Below are 17,801 nucleotides of genomic sequence, written 5' to 3'. Positions count from 1 at the left end.
GAACACTAAAGTACATTGAGAAAATCGTTTTGTTGATTTTCAAATGCCTGTGAGTGCCCACACAGATTACTTGATTATATTGTTAAAGAACGTTTGACCGTGTCGGTCAGGGCTGCGTATCTTAATGATTTTGAGCCCGTGGTCAAGGGTTATTTTTAAAAAGTTTTTCAACCGTTTAAGTTTTAACCTTAACCCTGACTAAGCTACTTGGTAGCTCCAACGTTGCTGGCGCTTTAGTGCCTTGCCCCGTGTCAGTGGATGCGCATTATAGGGAGCGGATTTATTTACGCAACCCCTTTTTGAAATAAAAAAGCGACTTTGGACAATTACTATCCAAAACCGCTCTTTTAGTCCAATTTAGCGTGAGCAAGCTCACACTCATTGATTAGTTAAATACTAATTGATCATTCACTACATCAACCTTGATTGCACCATCTTCAGTAACATCACCTGCCAAAAGTTTTTGAGCCAGTGGATTCTCTAACTGATTTTGGATAGTTCTCTTTAGAGGACGCGCTCCAAATAATGGATCCGTTCCCATGGTGACCAACTTGTCCATTGCAGCATCAGATAGCTCAATCGTGAATCCTCTATCTTGTAAACGATCATTCAATTGTTTAAGCACGATAGTAGCGATTGATTTGATGTGCTGACCTGCCAATGGATGGAACACGACAGATTCATCAATACGATTTAGGAACTCTGGTCGGAAGCTGTGATTAAGCACCTCCATTACTTTATGTTTCATCCCTTCATAATCTAATTCGCCAAAGTTCTCATGAATGAGATCTGAACCTAGATTAGAGGTCATAATGATAACGGTGTTCTTAAAGTCAACGGTTCGACCTTGTCCATCAGTTAAGCGACCATCGTCTAATACTTGTAATAAAATATTAAAGACATCTGGATGTGCTTTCTCTACCTCATCAAGTAATACTACCGAATAAGGCTTACGGCGAACCGATTCGGTCAGGTAGCCACCCTCTTCATAACCGACATAACCCGGGGGTGCGCCGACCAATCTAGCCACCGAGTGTTTCTCCATAAACTCTGACATGTCAATGCGTATCATAGAGTCTGCTGAATCAAACATAAATTCAGCCAATGATTTACACAGTTCGGTTTTACCTACCCCTGTTGGCCCTAAAAATAGGAACGAACCAATTGGCTGGTTAGGATCAGCTAAGCCAGCACGACTACGGCGAATCGCATTCGCTACCGCAGTTACCGCTTCGTCTTGTCCAATCACGCGCTTATGCAGCTCTTGTTCCATGCGTAATAACTTATCACGCTCCCCCTCAAGCATACGGTTAACTGGAATGCCCGTGGCTTTTGCTAATACTTCGGCAATTTCAGTATCTGACACCTTGTTTTTAAGTAGGGTCATTTCTTGCATTTCTGCGGCACTGGCTAGATCGAGCTTTTTCTCAAGTTCAGGAATTAACCCATATTGCAGCTCCGACATACGCTGGTAGTCTGCGGCACGCTTAGCCACTTCCATTTGCTGACGGGCATCTTCTAATTCCGCCTTAATGTTCTGAGTACCATCTAAGGCGGCTTTTTCGGTATTCCATACCTCTTCTAACTCTTGGAACTCGGCCTTAAGGCTACTTAATTGCTCGTTTAATTCTTGCAAACGCTTTATCGAGTGCTCATCTTCCTCTTTGGCTAACGCTTGCTGTTGCAGAGTTAACTGAATGATCTTGCGCTCTAGCCTATCAAGCGGCTCAGGCTTAGAGTCAATTTGCATACGAATAGAAGACGCCGCTTCATCGATTAAGTCGATGGCTTTATCTGGCAATTGGCGGTCGCTTATATAGCGGTGCGACAAAGATGCCGCCGCAACAATCGCCGGATCCGTAATCTCCACATGATGGTGCAGCTCATAACGTTCTTTTAAGCCACGTAAAATGGCAATGGTGTCTTCCACAGAAGGTTCATCCACCAGCACTTTTTGGAAACGACGTTCAAGGGCAGCATCTTTTTCTATGTATTGTCGGTACTCATCTAAAGTAGTTGCTCCGACACAGTGTAATTCACCACGGGCAAGTGCTGGCTTAAGCATATTACCAGCATCCATGGCCCCATCAGATTTACCCGCGCCCACCATGGTATGCAACTCATCAATAAATAGAATGACTTGGCCCTGCTCTTTTTCGAGCTCGTTCAATACTGCTTTTAAGCGCTCTTCAAATTCACCACGGTATTTCGCTCCAGCCAATAAGGCACCTAAGTCGAGGGATAGGACTCGTTTATTTTTAAGGGCGTCACTCACTTCACCATTAATAATACGTTGGGCAAGGCCTTCAACAATAGCGGTTTTACCAACACCTGGCTCACCGATTAAAACGGGGTTATTTTTGGTACGGCGCTGCAGTACTTGTACGGCACGACGGATCTCTTCATCACGGCCAATCACAGGATCCAACTTACCCTGCTCAGCTCGAGCGGTTAGGTCTATGGTGTATTTGTCTAATGCTTGGCGAGTATCTTCAGCATTAGGATCGTTGACCGACTGGCCTGCACGAATTTTTTCAATCGCGGCATTGATACTTTTTATATCCGCACCGGCTGCTTTGAGAATTTCAGCTAGTGGATCATTAGATTCCAATGCGGCAACAATAAAAAGTTCAGAAGATATATAATCATCTTTGTTTTTTTGCGCTAATTTATCGCACTGATTTAAAAGACGGATAGTGTTATTTGAAACCTGGACATCAACACTGCTACCAGAAACCTGCGGTAAAGCATTAATGGCAGTTTGAATTTGAGTTCTAAGTTGAGCTAATGCTACTCCAGCATTGGTGAGCATAGCCGCAACGGTAGAATTATCTTGATCTAATAACGCCTGCAAAAGATGTACAGGTTCAATGTATTGATTGTCTTTACCAATAGCAATAGATTGAGCCGCTGCAATTGCATTTTGAAATTTAACGGTTAGTTTATCTAGACGCATAACACCTCCAACAAATTCGTTTCTTAGTTAACTAATTGGGGGCATTTATTCAACTTTCAAGTTTGAAAGTTAATCTATTTAAGTTTGCTTGATCCAGATCAAAGATGCCATACGGCCTGTCTGGCCATCTCGACGATATGAAAAATATTTATCAGGTTGTGAATAGGTACAATCCACCTCTCCGGTGATATCGGTTACACCAATATTGGTCAGGCGCTGACGTGCCAGTTTATAGAGATCGGCTAAATATTTATCGCCTTTAGCTTTAAAGCATGAACCAGCCTTGACATCTTTATCAATAAATTGTTGGCGCACTTCTGCGCCAACTTCAAAATACTCAGGCCCTATGGCAGGTCCTAGATAGCACATCACCTCTTGAGGGTCCGTAAAGTTTGCAACAGCTGCTTCTAAAATGCCATGACACAAACCTCGCCAACCGGCATGTACTGCGGCAACTTGTGTCCCTTGTTTGTTGCACATAAGAACTGGCAGACAATCTGCAGTCATGATCAGACAAACAAGGTTCTCTTTAGTGCTATAAGCACCATCTGCATCACAGGTATGAGGATGTTCAGCATTAACAACTGTTGTTGAATGAATTTGATTTAGCCAAAGTGGGGAATGAGGGAGTTGATGCGCTAAAATTGCTCTATTTTGCACAACAGCTTCATCTATATCCCCGACATGGGCACCCAAATTGAAACTATTAAAACAGCCATGGCTAACACCTTCTGTTCGAGTAGTTATTCGAGCCTGAACATTATCAGGCAGGGTCCATTTGGGTCTAAATATGGCCATAAATTAAATTAAGTCAGGATTAGCTAAAGTATCGTTTCTTAGTGCTAAAGTAAGCTTTTTCATGTCTTCTGGAATTGGCGCCTGCCATACCATATGCTCTCCAGTAATAGGATGCTCTAATTCCAATCGAACCGCATGCAAAGCCTGCCTTCTGAAGCCTCGTAATTGCTCAAATAGCTCCGGCGTCGAATTTTTCACAGGCTTAGGACGGCCAGCATATACCGGATCGCCAATAAGTGGGTGCTTGATATAAGCCATATGCACTCGAATTTGGTGGGTACGTCCAGTTTCTAAGCGTAAGCGTAAGCGAGTATGTAATCGAAAACGTTCTGCCACACGGTAATGGGTCACAGCCGGCTTGCCTGCATCACCGTGAACCACAGCCATATGAGTTCGCTTAGTTGGGTGACGGCCAATAGGCTCATCCACGACTCCACCACCTGTCATATTACCAAGGGCAATAGCTTCATATTCACGGGTAATATTACGGGCTTGCAGCGCCGCAACTAAGTGAGTTTGGGCAGGAACCGTTTTTGCAACAACCATTAGTCCGGTAGTGTCTTTATCTAAACGATGAACAATACCTGCACGAGGCACCTGTTCAATTTGAGGACAATGGTGCAGTAACGCATTTAAAATCGTTCCCGATTTATTACCTGCACCAGGATGAACCACTAGACCTGCAGGTTTATTAATGACCAAAATGTCGTCATCTTCATAAACGATATTTAAATCAATTTTTTCTGCTACATGCTCTACTTCAATTTCTAAGGTTGCGTCAATCTTTAAAACTTGACCAACTACCACCTTCTCCCTAGGACGATTACAGATCTCATCATCGATGCTGACTTTATTCGCTAATATCCATTCCTTTATACGCGAACGGCTAAAATCATCAAACACCTCTGCTAAGGTTTGATCCAGTCTCTGCCCCATTTGGAAAGCTTCAACTTCTGTTTCTAATAAAATCTTTTCTGACATATGGAACCGTTTGCCCCATTTAGGGGTCACAATAGTAATAGCTTTTGCTACAATCAAAGTAATAATAGTGTTAGTGTATCGCTAAAATAACAATTATCCTAAATACAAACACAGAATTTGACGTATCTGCCCTATGAATAATCAATTTAAAGCTTTTTCCATCGCCCTTTTGGTGGGTACGATGTCAGCCTGCTCATCAACACCTGACAAAGATGAAATAAAAATATCTGACCGCTCTCCCATTGCCATTTATAAAGATGCAAGAGAGGCCATGGAGTTAGGTAACTATAGCAAAGGGATCAGAACTTTAGAGGCTTTAGAGTCACGCTATCCATTTGGGCCGCATAAAGAACAAGTAAAACTTGATCTGATATACGCTTACTACAAACTGGATGATGCCGCTTCGGCTATTGCAAAAATTGATGCTTTTATGGATAACAATCCTAGTCATCCTGATTTAGATTACGCCCAGTACATGCGCGGACTTGTTAATATGCAAGCTGACAGATACATGTTCCATGATATGTTTGGTGTTGATCGCACTGACAGAGATCCAGAGAACTCTAATCAGGCCTTTAAAGACTTTGAAATCTTAATCAAGAACTACCCGAATTCTGAGTATGTTCATGATGCCAAACAGAGAATGGTTCACCTGCGTAACCGTCTTGCTGACTACTCTCTAAGGGTTGCAAGGTATTACTTAGAAATGGATGCCCATGCTGCCGCTGCAAATCGTGCTCAATTAGTACTTGAAAAGTTTAGTCAGTCTCCTGCTAGAAAAGAGGCCCTAGAAATTATGCTTGAATGTTATGAAGCATTAGGACAACAACAACTTGCTGAACACATAAAACAGGTTATCGCCCTAAATCATGCTAATTAAGACATAAAGGTATGAGTGAAATAAAAAACCAAGCAAAAGTGCTTGGTTTTTTTGTAAGCTCGGTTAACAAACCTTAAATTGCCTCTTCATTTTCTTCTTCAGTACGGATGCGAATTACCCGCTCTACTGGAGACACAAAAATCTTACCATCGCCAATTTTACCCGTTTTTGCTGTCTCAATAATGGCTTCAATCGCTGAATCAACCATATCTTCTGCAATCACTATTTCTAATTTAACTTTTGGCAAAAAATCAACCATATATTCAGCGCCACGATAAAGCTCGGTATGGCCTTTTTGACGACCAAAGCCTTTTACCTCTGACACTGTCATGCCAGCAATACCAATATCAGCTAACGCTTCGCGGACATCATCAAGTTTAAAAGGCTTTATTATCGCTTCAATTTTTTTCATTGCTCAATCCATGTATTTTTAATTTGGGCGCAATAATAGCAATTGCGCTGAAGTATATACACCTTTAGCTTAGCTAAAATTATTACTTAGTCTAAAATTATAGAAAGTAACTTCGAAGTTAGGGGCTACTATGAAGCACTCCGGAGCAGGGATTATTGAAATGCTTGTTGTCGTTGCTATCACAAGCATTCTTATTGCTACAATAACACCGTCACTATCAAAAATAATTGAGTATTCTAAAGCAACCAGTGAAATAGCTAGGCTATATCAGTCGCTACAATATGCTCGCTCTTTATCGAAAAGCTATCGTAGTAGGATCACTGTTTGCCCACTGCAAAGCGGAAGCTGCTCTGCTGATTGGAATTCAGGGTTCAGTATATTTAATGATAAAAATAACAATGGTGTTTTTGACAGCGGCGAAATTCTAGTACTGAAAATTGCAATTGATGCCAAAGATTTTCTTTCTTTTCCAAAAACAAAAATAAGTTTTAATGATTTAGGTCAAGCGGGCTTTAGTAATGGCACGATGCGATTTTGCAGTCAAAAGCTAAATAGCGAATACCCGCAGCAACTTGTCATCGCCACCTCTGGTCGCATCAAGCGCCAAGATGACAAAAACTTAAACTGTGATGATTAGCATTATTTAGGTGTCTTTAGATCTAAATGACGAAATATGGGATGAGAGAACTCTTTTGATAATTCGATACACTCCTCAACAGATTTTAGCTGCCAGTTTTTAGGCAAAGCCTGCACTCCTTCACTTACTTCCCTGTAGAGCTTCTGCTTAGGGTGATGCTGCCATTTAAAAAAGATAATTTTAGCCCCTAAAGTCGTATGCAAGGCACATTTATAGTCCTGAGCTTGTGCCAAGGTGCTACTTAAGAACAACAATAATATAGCTAATATTTTCATATACTCACCAACATGATTCAGGCAGTTTTTCACCTTCACTTGATAACGTTATCTGGCTACATTCGCCATCTCGTTGAGACTGAACCCCTTGCGCGGAAGCCGTTATAATATAATTGCTTGATGTTACAGTTGCATCCACCTGATAGTGACCATTGTCAGTGATCAATGGATCGCTATCAAAGCCAAGATCCTGCATATTTGAACTGTATCTTCTAAAATCAAGATAGTATTGGTCTTGCTCTATGGCTACTTGCAAAATGGTGGTTAGCCCTTCAGAACGAGCTGAAGCAATAACATAACTGGTATAGCTTGGGTAAGCGACACTGGCAATAATCGCCGTGATGGCCAATGCCACAAGTAGTTCAATTAAACTAAATCCCGTCGGTTTCATGATTTTACTCATTAATATGATAATAAATTCGATTCGCTTGCATCGTCACTTGAGTTTTTATTGTACCTGTATATTGACCATTACTTTGCAGCTCACCTGAACCCACACCAACTAGAAATACCGCTCCACTTTGACTGGCTGGAACGACCATCTGTGGGGTATCAGGTACTCTTTCCCCTAAATCATAAAAACCATTGGCAAAAGTGTTAAAACCTCTGTGTAAATCGAACACATACAACTTACCCTGACCTGCAATCAGGCACTGATTTGAGGTCTGTAAATCCCCTGGCGTGTAAGAAGAGAAATAGACCTTTCCACCCAAAATCGACGCCGCAGCTAAAGATTTCTCACCTTTAGCGGGTAAATCATAGTACCAGCCCTTTTTCTCCCCAAATAATAATTCCAACTCGGACTGTTGTTGCTGTGATAATTGTTGTGCAAATGGATCTGCTGTAACATCATATAAATCCGAAACTTCAATTGTTTGCGGCGCTGGATTTGACTCAGTAAAACTTTGAGTCGCCACTTTCATATCTCTAAACAAGAACAGTTTATCTTGTCGTTGAATATCATTTGGCTGGGGCCTGATCCCTGAGCCGATAGCAATCGCATCATAGGGACGATTGGTATAATGTATCTGTTCAACGGTATTCCCAAGCTGATCCGTAGATTGAACTTTATGAGCGCTATTGATAATAGTTTGTGCAACTACAGGCTCAGCATAAAATCGTCTATCATCTGCTATATCACTGCCTTTGATGTTCGCAAACTTAAAAACAGTCCAAGGAGCCTCGCCACTTTTTGAGGTACCACTTGGGAGATCGACTCGCCACAACTGGCCACCACTATCAGTTAGGTATATTCTATCGCTCAGACCATCGCCATCACTGTCGAGTAGAGCTGGACTATTAGGAATGGAATATTGCATCTGTTGGTGGGTAAGGTCCGCGCCGCTATCACTGGCTCCAATACTGAAAACTAAAGTACCTGTTTCAGCATCAATTATAAAAGCCCCTCTACCTTTGCTATCTGCCACCGTTAATCCTGCTAGGTCTTTTGTGGCGGGTTGATAACCAGCACCTACTACCAATACCGGCTTTGCATTAGCTAAATTTGTATTACCTTCAGGCCAACCAGGCACTAAAGTTACTCTTGGTTCTGACCAGGTTTGCCCCATTTCAGAATAGCCACTTGTCGCTGGCGTTATTTGCCACAATAGGGATGGTGAATCTGGAGTGGTGACATCAAAAGCATAATAACTGCTGCCTCCCCTGCGCATGCCAACAAAAATCCAAACTTTATCACCAGGTTCAATAACACCATTTCGATTGACATCATTAATATATGCGACTGGCGAAGAGTCTATGCCATACACCGAATGGACACCTGTTGGATTGTTTTGGTACAAACTATTTATATTAGTTAAAAGCTCATATGGCATAAAAGCCCAACTTTCACTGATACTTGCACCTTCATCTTTGAACATGTGCAACCAACCATGGTTTGTCCCCATAAGAATACGCACATCCACTGAACCATCAGCCTGACCATAGGTTATGGCTAGAGGTTTAGAATGCAGAGGGTCACCAATAATATCCTTTCTATTTTCTGCGAGATCACCATCTGCATCGTCATCTGTGATATCTGCACCGCTAATCCAATCAAAAATATTAACAAGATCAGATTCTTGTACTCCCATATAGGATGCGAGCTCAAGGCTACCACCAGCTCGGGCTTGTGCATTAATTAAATTGAAACTGCTTAAGCTATTATTACTACCAAAGTTCCCATATAAGGTCCTTTTTAGCTGCTTGGTTAAGCTAGCCTGTGCGCCACCGTTATTGACGTTGTTGCCATCGCCACCTGAACTCGAAGCTTGACAGTCACTCGCACTGGTCCATACCGTACACGCATCAGAGCTAATATTTCCCTTCTCATTGATAGCATTTTTACCATAATTATCAATCACATCACCATTAGCGGTAATAATCAGTTTTTTTAAATTACCCTGCCACCTTGGCCCCTTATCAGGTAAAAACATACCATAATAGATTGAACTCAATGTTTGTGTTCTATCAAAGTTATTACTCGCTATCGATGGTGACGTAAATGAGGCATTTACCTCTAAAATTTTACTTAAAATATTCTGTAAAGCTAATTGCAACCCCGTCGCATTGCTAGCTGAAAAGTACTTCCCGCCACCTCGATTAGCCGCTGCAGTCAAGACTGGAGCAGCATCTTGGGCATCCTCACCGAAGCCAATAGTAAAAGTGGTAATAGTTTGCTTGCCATCAAGGTTAGGGTTTACATCGAAATTATGGAGTTGATAGGCTAAAGCTGGCAAATAGCTGTCCTGATACTGATCATTACTGCTGGTACCTTGTAAACCAAGGATAAAATTATCTGCTGACTTATCATAGGTCGGCGCACCATCAGTAATAATCACCACATAAGCATTATCAATGCACTTAGCAAAAGGTGAGTTATATTGGCCACCACTGACGCAACTAGGATCCATAGCTAAATAGCTCTCATCCGTGACCCTGTAGGTATTGGAATAGCTTGAATCATCGTCACCGAAGAGCACAGTCGCCCCAGCAAAATACCGGTAAGCTTCATATAAACTTTCAGCCAATGGTGTCCAAGTCTCTGCGTTAACATCTTGCAGCTTACTAATTAGCTGTTGTTTTGCATTCGCATTAAATGGATCAATATGTTGGATAATCCGACCGCCATTACGCTCACCTTCGGGACCATTAAAATTGAATAACGCCATCCCCATATCCACTCCTGGGGAGGGAATAACATAATTTGTCATGACTTCTTTAGCGATATCTAAACGGGTTTTATGAACTTGCTCTAAATCACCATAATACCAACGCAAATAATTATCAGTATAAAGTGTAATAGGCGTTCCTACGCCAAATTGGGTATTTAAAGCGGCCTCTTTCGCTAAAGCAAGTTGCTCAGATGTACTAGAGGAATCAACATTGGAATAATACTGTGGATTTTTTTTGGTTCCCACACCATCAACAGCAAAGCCCGACATAAGGTTGTCAGCATTGCGCCAATCTTCTTGCTGGATATCTTCGTAGCAATCGATAATTTCAATATTGGCTCCGCTATTATCAGGTACCTCTTTCCAAGAACCACTTTGTCCTTTAAAGCTATATTCTCGAAAGAAGCCGGTGAAAAAACCATATTTCTCTAGTGCTTGCCATGATGCTGCACAGCCATTAATCTCAGCCAAAAAGCGGCGACTCTCGCTCGGACTATCAGGCACTGGCAAACTCGCCCCATCTACTGTTCCTTTGGTGAAATAAAGCATCCTTTGTTGAAGGGCATTTTGGCTGCCAACCGCTTCATACATAATACTTGGGTCGTAAGGTACTGGGGTACTTTCTAAGGTATTCATGGAACCCGAGTTATCTAAAATAATTAACACTTTTGGTTTTATTCCTGTACGCTGGGATGATTCAAATACATAAAGCTGAGTGTCATCTGCCACCGTACTGAGAACCACTAGCGCAAAGATTATCCAAACTCGCTTCATTAGTTACCTCCGGATAAATTAAGCACTGGCTGCTCCACGACCGAACTAATATCTAATCGTCCAAGTTCACTTTTACCAAAATTAGTACCACTGACTAATTGCAAATGTCGACAACTGAAGGTTTGTGTTGCCGAAGCAGCATTCGTTCTTTTGCAGGCACTTTCCCCTAAAAAGCCTAACTGATGTTCGCTATCATAATAGCTAAAGCTGACGACATTTAACCCAGTAGTCACTAAGCTACTTTGACCATGCTTGCTGGCTTGCTCTCGCAGATAACTTAACTGAGCTGTATTGACTTTAACCAATGATTCTGTATATGAAATTGACCCCATAGTCATCGCTGTTGAATATTGAACTCGGACAGCTAAACTCGTAACCACTACCGTCATAATTAAGAGTAAAATCAATGAAATCAACAAAATAGAACCTTTCATAGATCACCCCTTAAAATTGGATTTTCTATTTTAATGGTAGTGCTTGCCAGAAAACGACGATAACCATCAGAATAACCCGTTACTGGTAGTTCAGATACTTTGAAACTTTTATTAAACTTAAGCGCTTCATCTTTTTCTAGAGCTCGAGCCACGACGTAAATGGTTACCGCTAAGATCCTCTGAGAATCCCATTGCAAACTGCTCATGCCGGAAGTGGCAAGGTATCCATCGACATTGCCATCGTTGTTCGAATCAATACCAAAGCTAAAAGCAATTTGCTCAATGCCATCGACATAACTTGCTTCAACCATGCCAACAGAGCCTAACTCCCGCACCTTTAACACCGGTAGTGAGACACCATCACGACTTTCGGTTTCGATGTAATAAAATCGGTGAAGGTAACGCCAATACTTTCCTCCTAACAAAGTAGGGATAGTTTCACTAGAGTTAAAGAAAATTCCTTTGTTTATATTTGAGACAAAATAAAACTGGTTTGCCTGCAAATTTGCTATAGATGTGTCCGGGCCCTGCAAGCGCTTTATCTGTATCACTTCTGAGCCTACTTTAGGGCTTAAGCCCGCACAATCAAGGCGACTACTACTGCTCCATACCATCGCCCAGAGGGTGCGAAAATGAGTGTTGCTGCTTGATGGAAATGTCGCATTATTTTCCCCACCACCAACACAATCAGGATCAGCATTGGTTTGTACTTCAACATTGTCACCAAGCAAAAGTGATAATTGGCTTAAGTCCGCCATAAAGCCAACTTGGGCAATGTCTTTAATCAACATATTAAGTGCATCATTAGCCGATTCTTGGATCTGAGCATGATGACTAGAGTCGGCACTATTTTGCTGCGAAATGCTGAGCAATTGATACAACCCAGTGGTTAACACCAAGCCTATTGTTGATGCAATTAATAATTCAACCAGGGAAAAACCAGCATGCTTAGTCATGACTAAACCACACCTGTTAGTTTGATAAACTTTCGTTTATCGCTTGCGCTACCACAGCCGTTGGCAATCACATCATTGGCTGCCGTATCTAGGCCAGACTCCATACTTTGCCAAGTAATAACGACTATCGCTAACGAAGCATCCATAGTGACGCACACTACAGGCTGCCTTAAAAGGGGGGCGGGTATATTATTAGCAAGGGAATGATAGCCAAACAATTGCCTTAACCAGTAATAAAGTTGCCATTGTTTTAATTGTTCAGGGGTGCAGCTTGGCAAAGTCATGGCTTGTTGACATTTCAGCAAGGGAGCGGTTGGCACGCTAGAATAAGTGCCAACATAACTTGCTTCTGGATTAATTTGTATACGCGTTAACAAGTCGCGTGCAAGAATATGCGCTGATTGATATTGGCTATTTTCTATGGTCGCGACCTTAACATGGCTATGCAGTGTTAAAATCCCTAAAAGACCCACAGCCATAATGACCAAAGTAATTAAAACTTCTATTAAGGTGTAACCAGATGACTGCCCTTTCATTATTCCCCCTTGAGTAAACTCATGGCATAGTGAAAGCATCCTTTACCTAACTATAGTTCAAAGCTTGATTACTGGTTATATTAGTTCGCTGGTGAACCTCTCTCAATAGAGCTAACTTAATGAATTAACGTGAAATAAATAATATAAAAAAACCGCCATGACAGCGGTTTTTGAAAGGAGTTTGCGATTATCTCAGTTCGGCAGGCACTTCGAAGACAGTGTTTTCTTCACGGCCTTCAACCTCACTCACAACAGCATCGCAGTGTTCTTTGACCGCGGCAATAACTTGTTGCACAAGCACTTCTGGAGCGCTCGCACCTGCTGTTACGCCAACTTTGGTAATACCTTCGAACCACTCATCTTGAATATCATCTGCGTTATCAACCAAGTATGAGTCCACACCCGATTTCTTAGCCAGTTCACTCAGACGATTTGAGTTAGAGCTATTTTTTGAACCTACAACAATTAATAGCTCAACATCTTTAGAAATATCTCGTACGGCATCTTGACGATTTTGGGTAGCGTAACAAATGTCATCTTTACGCGGACCTTCAATGTGTGGGAACTTAGCCTGTAGCGCTTCAATCACAACTTTAGTATCGTCAACCGATAACGTAGTTTGCGTGACAAAGCATAGGTTTTCAGGGTCTTTAGGCTCAAGCTTTAATACATCTTCTGGAGATTCTACTAAGTAAATCGCGCCGGTATCTGAGCTATATTGGCCCATAGTACCTTCTACTTCAGGGTGACCCGCGTGACCGATCAACACACATTCGTGGCCTTTCCGGCTAGCGCGAGCAACCTGTAAATGTACCTTAGTAACTAACGGACAAGTCGCATCAAAAACCTTAAGGTCGCGACGTTTAGCCTCGGCACGCACCGCTTGTGAAACCCCATGAGCACTAAAGATCACAATAGAGTCGTCTGGCACCTGATGCAGCTCTTCAACAAAAACCGCACCACGTTGTTTAAGATTCTCAACCACATAACGGTTATGAACGACTTCATGACGAACATAAATTGGTGGCTCGAAAAGCTCTAATGCGCGCGATACAATACTAATGGCACGATCAACACCGGCACAGAAGCCTCGTGGATTAGCAAGTAGAATTTCCATATTGCCCTGTTGCATTTACAGTACCTCTAGCACTTCAATTTCAAATGTTACTGCGTGACCCGCCAACGGATGGTTAAAATCAACCGTTACCGAATCACCAGCCACTTCACGGATGATCCCTGGAATTTCACCAGCCGGGCCATCAAACGCAATAATTGCGCCCACTTCAAGATCACTATCATTGGCAAACTTGGTTCGATCAATATAATGCAAGTTGTCTGGATTTTTGTCACCAAATGCATCTTTAGGGGCTAAGGTAAACTCATGGGTTTGCCCCGCTGCAATGTTGTCACCTAAACAAGCTTCAAATGCTGGGCTTAGGGAATCATCACCAATGGTAAGCTTAGCTGGCTGACCATTGGCTTTGGTGCTGTCTGCTACTGAACCATCTTCTAAGGTAATGGTCATGTGAGCTAGAAATGAAGTCGTCATTATTTTTTATCCTGCTTAGACTCAGGGTGTAAAAAGGCATCAAGAATTAATAAGCCCGCTCCCGCACAAATGGCCATATCCGCCACATTGAATGCCGGGAAGTGATGTACACCCCAATGAAAATCTAGAAAATCAACCACAAAGCCATGCTCTAAACGGTCAATTAAATTACCAATCGCACCACCAATCACTAGGGTGTAGGACAAGTTTAGATGCCATTGGCTTTTATGTTGTTTACGCAACCAGTAACACAGAAGTAAACTCACCCCTACCGCAATAATAGAAAAGAAGTACTTTTGCCAGCCACCAGCATCACTTAAAAAACTAAATGCCGCACCGTAGTTACGAACATAGGTTAAGTTAAATACGGGTAGAATTTCTTTAAATTCGTACAGTGCAAAACTATTTAGCACCCATAATTTAGTGATCTGATCGCTAATGATCACTAACGCACTTACCCATAGCCAAGTTAGGCCGCTGCTCTTCCAAGAATCGGTATTCACCGTTACTACTCCTTTATTATTCTTTTTATATGGGGCTGAATCATTATAGGTTCAGCAGTCCCTAGCAAAAGCCCACAATTAATGTGGGCTTGCAAATGGCTTATGCGAACTGGCGAGTCTCGCCCTCACCTTCAACGTTGGTCACACAACGACCACACAGTTCAGGGTGCTCGCTGTGACTGCCTACATCTTCACGGTGATGCCAACAACGCTCACACTTAGCCGCTGTCGCTACATCAATCAGCACTTTAAGACCCACAACATCGGTTGCTTCTAATTCAGATGGGGCTTCATCGATTGATTTCAAGGTTACCTTAGAAGTTAACATCACAAAACGTAACTCATCGCCAAGGAAATCTAGCTTCTGGCGTAGCTCATCGGTGACGAATAACGTCAGGTTAGCTTGTAAGCTACCTTTAACGCGTTTTTCGTTACGGGCAACTTCAATAGCTTTATTCACTTCAGAACGAATGGCAACGAGTTCATCCCAGCGCTCATCTGATACGTCATCTTGAGTTTCTAGGGTGCCAAAACCATCATACCATTCTTGAGTAAACACGAACTGGTCTTTGTCACCTGGTAATGCATCCCAAATCTCATCTGCGGTGAAACTAGTAATTGGTGCAATCCAACGTACTAGCGCTTGCGCAATTTGGTACAACGCCGACTGACAAGAACGACGAGCATGGCTGTCAGATTTAGCGGTGTACTGACGGTCTTTAATAATATCTAGGTAGAAGCTACCAAGTTCAACCGAACAGAATTGCATTAGCTTTTGGGTGACACCGTGGAAGTTGTATTGCTCGTAAGCGGCAACAATTTCTTGTTGGATGCTCGCGGCACGACGGACTGCCCAACGATCCAGTGCCACCATATCTTCGGTTGCTACCATATCGGTTGCTGGGTTAAAACCGTTTAGGTTCGCCAGTAAGAAACGCGAAGTGTTTCGGATACGACGGTAAGAGTCAGCACCACGCTTTAAGATCTCATCCGATACGGTCATCTCTGCGGTGTAGTCAGTACTTGCGACCCACAGACGTAGAATATCAGCACCAAGCTTGTTTACGACATCCTGTGGAGAAATCACGTTACCTAGAGACTTAGACATCTTCTTGCCTTTGCCATCAACGGTAAAGCCGTGAGTAAGCACTTGCTTATAAGGTGCCTTACCAGTCATTGCCGTAGACATCATCAGTGATGACATAAACCAACCACGGTGTTGATCCGAGCCTTCTAAGTAAAGGTCAGCTGCTGCACCATTAAACTCAGGACGAGCGGCAACCACTGATGAGAAAGTTGAACCTGAATCAAACCATACATCTAGGGTATCGGTGATCTTGCGGTAGCTATCTGCCTCATCGCCAAGTAATTCTTTCGCGTCTACATCCCACCATGCTTGGATGCCGTCTTTTTCAATTAATTTGGCTACCGCTTCCATTAACTCTACTGAGTTCGGGTGCAGCTCTTGCGTTTCAACGTGTACAAACAGAGGAATTGGCACCCCCCAAGTACGTTGACGAGATACACACCAATCAGGACGGTTCTCTACCATGTTGTGAATACGACCTTCACCCCATGCTGGTAACCACTCGGTTTCTTTAATTTCAGACAGTGCTTGGCTGCGTAGACCCGCTTGATCCATAGAAATAAACCACTGTGGAGTGGCACGGAAAATAATTGGGGTCTTATGGCGCCAACAATGTGGATAAGAGTGACGGTAGTTTTCATGGCTCACTAGCGCACCTTTTTGCTCCAACACTTCAAGCACAGACTTGTTGGCTTTAAAGACGTGTTGGCCTGCAAATAATGGCGTGTCCGCTTTGTAAACACCGTTATCGTTTACTGGGTTAGCCACTTCAATGCCGTACTTTTGACCGACCACGAAGTCATCTTGACCGTGACCAGGGGCAGTATGTACCACACCCGTACCTGATTCAGTGGTGACGTGATCACCAAGAATAACCGGTACGCTAAAATCATAGAACGGGTGGTTAAATTGCATCAGTTCTAGGTCTTGGCCTACTGCAGTGCCGAGTACTTGGTGCTCTTCTGCGCCAAAACGGGCTACACAATCGGCTAGCAGATCGGTGGCAACAATTAGACGCTTACCATTAACTTGTACCAGTGAGTATTCAAGCTTAGCGTGCAATGATAATGCACGGTTCGCAGGCAGGGTCCAAGGCGTGGTGGTCCAAATAACCATAGCCACATCGCCTTCGCCAGCAGTGGTAGCAAACTTAGCGAGTACCGCATCTTGATCCGCAGCAATAAAGGCAACATCAATCGCAGGAGATGTCTTATCTTCGTACTCAACTTCTGCTTCGGCTAAGGCTGAACCACAGTCAGTACACCAGTGAACAGGCTTAACACCTTGATGTAAATGGTTGTTGTCAACAATCTTGGCTAAGGTACGAACGATGTTTGCTTCGGTATCAAACGCCATGGTTAGGTATGGGTTTTGCCAATCACCTAAAACACCAAGACGGATAAAGTCTTCGCGCTGACCATCAACTTGCTTAGCCGCGTATTCACGACACTTTTGACGGAACTCAGCCGCGCTAACCTTTTGTCCAGGCTTACCCACTTTTTGCTCAACCTTAAGCTCGATTGGTAGACCATGACAGTCCCAACCAGGAATATAAGGCGAGTCAAAACCGCTTAGGGTTTTAGACTTAATGATGATGTCTTTTAAGATTTTATTCACAGAGTGACCGATGTGAATATTGCCGTTCGCATACGGAGGACCATCATGAAGAATGAAAGGGGCACGGCCCTGACGTGCTTCACGGATCGCTTGATAAAGCTTTTGCTCATCCCAACGCTTTAAAGTAGCAGGCTCGCGGTTCGCGAGATTACCACGCATTGGGAACTCAGTTTCTGGCAGATTCAACGTTGATTTATAATCGGTCATCTTTCCTAATACCATGCTTGATGATTGCA

General features: G+C 42.8%; 16 protein-coding genes. 2 read left to right on the top strand and 14 right to left on the bottom strand.

Annotated features, from left to right (window positions below):
• Positions 1–385 precede the first annotated feature (385 nt).
• The 3 genes from clpB to rluD all read right to left on the bottom strand — a co-directional run bounded on the left by clpB (position 386) and on the right by rluD (position 4,735).
• Positions 386–2,956, bottom strand: a complete 2,571-nt coding sequence (clpB, locus tag GFB48_RS16385) for an ATP-dependent chaperone ClpB (protein WP_163938309.1) — start codon at positions 2,954–2,956, stop codon at positions 386–388.
• 78 nt (positions 2,957–3,034) lie between these two features.
• The gene (gene pgeF / locus GFB48_RS16380; protein ID WP_163938307.1) at positions 3,035–3,754 is read right to left on the bottom strand and encodes a peptidoglycan editing factor PgeF; all 720 of its coding nucleotides are present in this window, start codon (positions 3,752–3,754) and stop codon (positions 3,035–3,037) included.
• 3 nt (positions 3,755–3,757) lie between these two features.
• Positions 3,758–4,735 carry a 23S rRNA pseudouridine(1911/1915/1917) synthase RluD gene (rluD, locus tag GFB48_RS16375; RefSeq protein WP_163938306.1) on the bottom strand — a complete coding sequence of 326 codons (978 nt, stop codon included), beginning with the start codon at positions 4,733–4,735 and terminating at the stop codon, positions 3,758–3,760.
• Between the two features lie 133 nt (positions 4,736–4,868).
• Between rluD and GFB48_RS16370 the strand changes: the two genes are divergently transcribed.
• On the top strand, positions 4,869–5,615 hold the full coding sequence (locus GFB48_RS16370) for an outer membrane protein assembly factor BamD (RefSeq protein ID WP_163938304.1): 747 nt from the start codon (positions 4,869–4,871) through the stop codon (positions 5,613–5,615).
• 73 nt (positions 5,616–5,688) lie between these two features.
• Here the strand turns inward: GFB48_RS16370 and glnB are convergent, their stop codons facing one another.
• Positions 5,689–6,027 (bottom strand): nitrogen regulatory protein P-II, encoded by a 339-nt coding sequence (gene glnB, locus GFB48_RS16365; protein ID WP_163938302.1) that lies wholly within the window; start codon positions 6,025–6,027, stop codon positions 5,689–5,691.
• 130 nt (positions 6,028–6,157) lie between these two features.
• Between glnB and GFB48_RS16360 the strand changes: the two genes are divergently transcribed.
• Positions 6,158–6,664, top strand: a complete 507-nt coding sequence (locus GFB48_RS16360; protein ID WP_163938300.1) for a GspH/FimT family pseudopilin — start codon at positions 6,158–6,160, stop codon at positions 6,662–6,664.
• A 2-nt stretch (positions 6,665–6,666) separates the two neighbouring features.
• Here GFB48_RS16360 and GFB48_RS16355 read toward each other — a convergent pair whose 3' ends face one another.
• The 10 genes from GFB48_RS16355 to ileS form a co-directional block, all read right to left on the bottom strand.
• Positions 6,667–6,939 (bottom strand): TapY2 family type IVa secretion system protein, encoded by a 273-nt coding sequence (locus GFB48_RS16355; protein WP_163938298.1) that lies wholly within the window; start codon positions 6,937–6,939, stop codon positions 6,667–6,669.
• Positions 6,940–6,943: 4 nt separating this feature from the next.
• Positions 6,944–7,330 carry a type IV pilin protein gene (locus GFB48_RS16350; RefSeq protein WP_240464895.1) on the bottom strand — a complete coding sequence of 129 codons (387 nt, stop codon included), beginning with the start codon at positions 7,328–7,330 and terminating at the stop codon, positions 6,944–6,946.
• 4 nt (positions 7,331–7,334) lie between these two features.
• A complete protein-coding gene (locus GFB48_RS16345; protein WP_163938296.1) occupies positions 7,335–10,883 on the bottom strand; it encodes a pilus assembly protein in 3,549 nt (1,182 codons plus the stop codon).
• Complete coding sequence (locus tag GFB48_RS16340; RefSeq protein ID WP_163938294.1) at positions 10,883–11,317, bottom strand: hypothetical protein; 435 nt, start codon at positions 11,315–11,317, stop codon at positions 10,883–10,885. The genes GFB48_RS16345 and GFB48_RS16340 overlap by 1 nt, the downstream gene beginning before the upstream one ends.
• Positions 11,314–12,273, bottom strand: coding sequence for a PilW family protein (locus GFB48_RS16335; protein ID WP_163938311.1), 960 nt, complete (start codon positions 12,271–12,273; stop codon positions 11,314–11,316). Before GFB48_RS16335 ends, GFB48_RS16340 begins: the two co-directional genes overlap by 4 nt.
• A 2-nt stretch (positions 12,274–12,275) precedes the next feature.
• Positions 12,276–12,809 carry a prepilin-type N-terminal cleavage/methylation domain-containing protein gene (locus tag GFB48_RS16330; protein WP_163938290.1) on the bottom strand — a complete coding sequence of 178 codons (534 nt, stop codon included), beginning with the start codon at positions 12,807–12,809 and terminating at the stop codon, positions 12,276–12,278.
• A gap of 187 nt (positions 12,810–12,996) precedes the next feature.
• On the bottom strand, positions 12,997–13,926 hold the full coding sequence (gene ispH, locus GFB48_RS16325; protein WP_205597751.1) for a 4-hydroxy-3-methylbut-2-enyl diphosphate reductase: 930 nt from the start codon (positions 13,924–13,926) through the stop codon (positions 12,997–12,999).
• Positions 13,927–13,941: 15 nt separating this feature from the next.
• Complete coding sequence (fkpB, locus tag GFB48_RS16320; protein ID WP_163938284.1) at positions 13,942–14,358, bottom strand: FKBP-type peptidyl-prolyl cis-trans isomerase; 417 nt, start codon at positions 14,356–14,358, stop codon at positions 13,942–13,944.
• The gene (gene lspA / locus GFB48_RS16315) at positions 14,358–14,861 is read right to left on the bottom strand and encodes a signal peptidase II (protein ID WP_163938281.1); all 504 of its coding nucleotides are present in this window, start codon (positions 14,859–14,861) and stop codon (positions 14,358–14,360) included. Before lspA ends, fkpB begins: the two co-directional genes overlap by 1 nt.
• Before the next feature lie 100 nt (positions 14,862–14,961).
• The gene (gene ileS / locus GFB48_RS16310) at positions 14,962–17,772 is read right to left on the bottom strand and encodes an isoleucine--tRNA ligase (RefSeq protein ID WP_163938277.1); all 2,811 of its coding nucleotides are present in this window, start codon (positions 17,770–17,772) and stop codon (positions 14,962–14,964) included.
• Between the last annotated feature and the right edge of the window lie 29 nt (positions 17,773–17,801).

The organism is Paraferrimonas sp. SM1919 (assembly GCF_010993985.1).
Classification (GTDB): domain Bacteria; phylum Pseudomonadota; class Gammaproteobacteria; order Enterobacterales; family Shewanellaceae; genus SM1919.
This window is presented reverse-complemented; position numbering and strand designations above follow the sequence as displayed.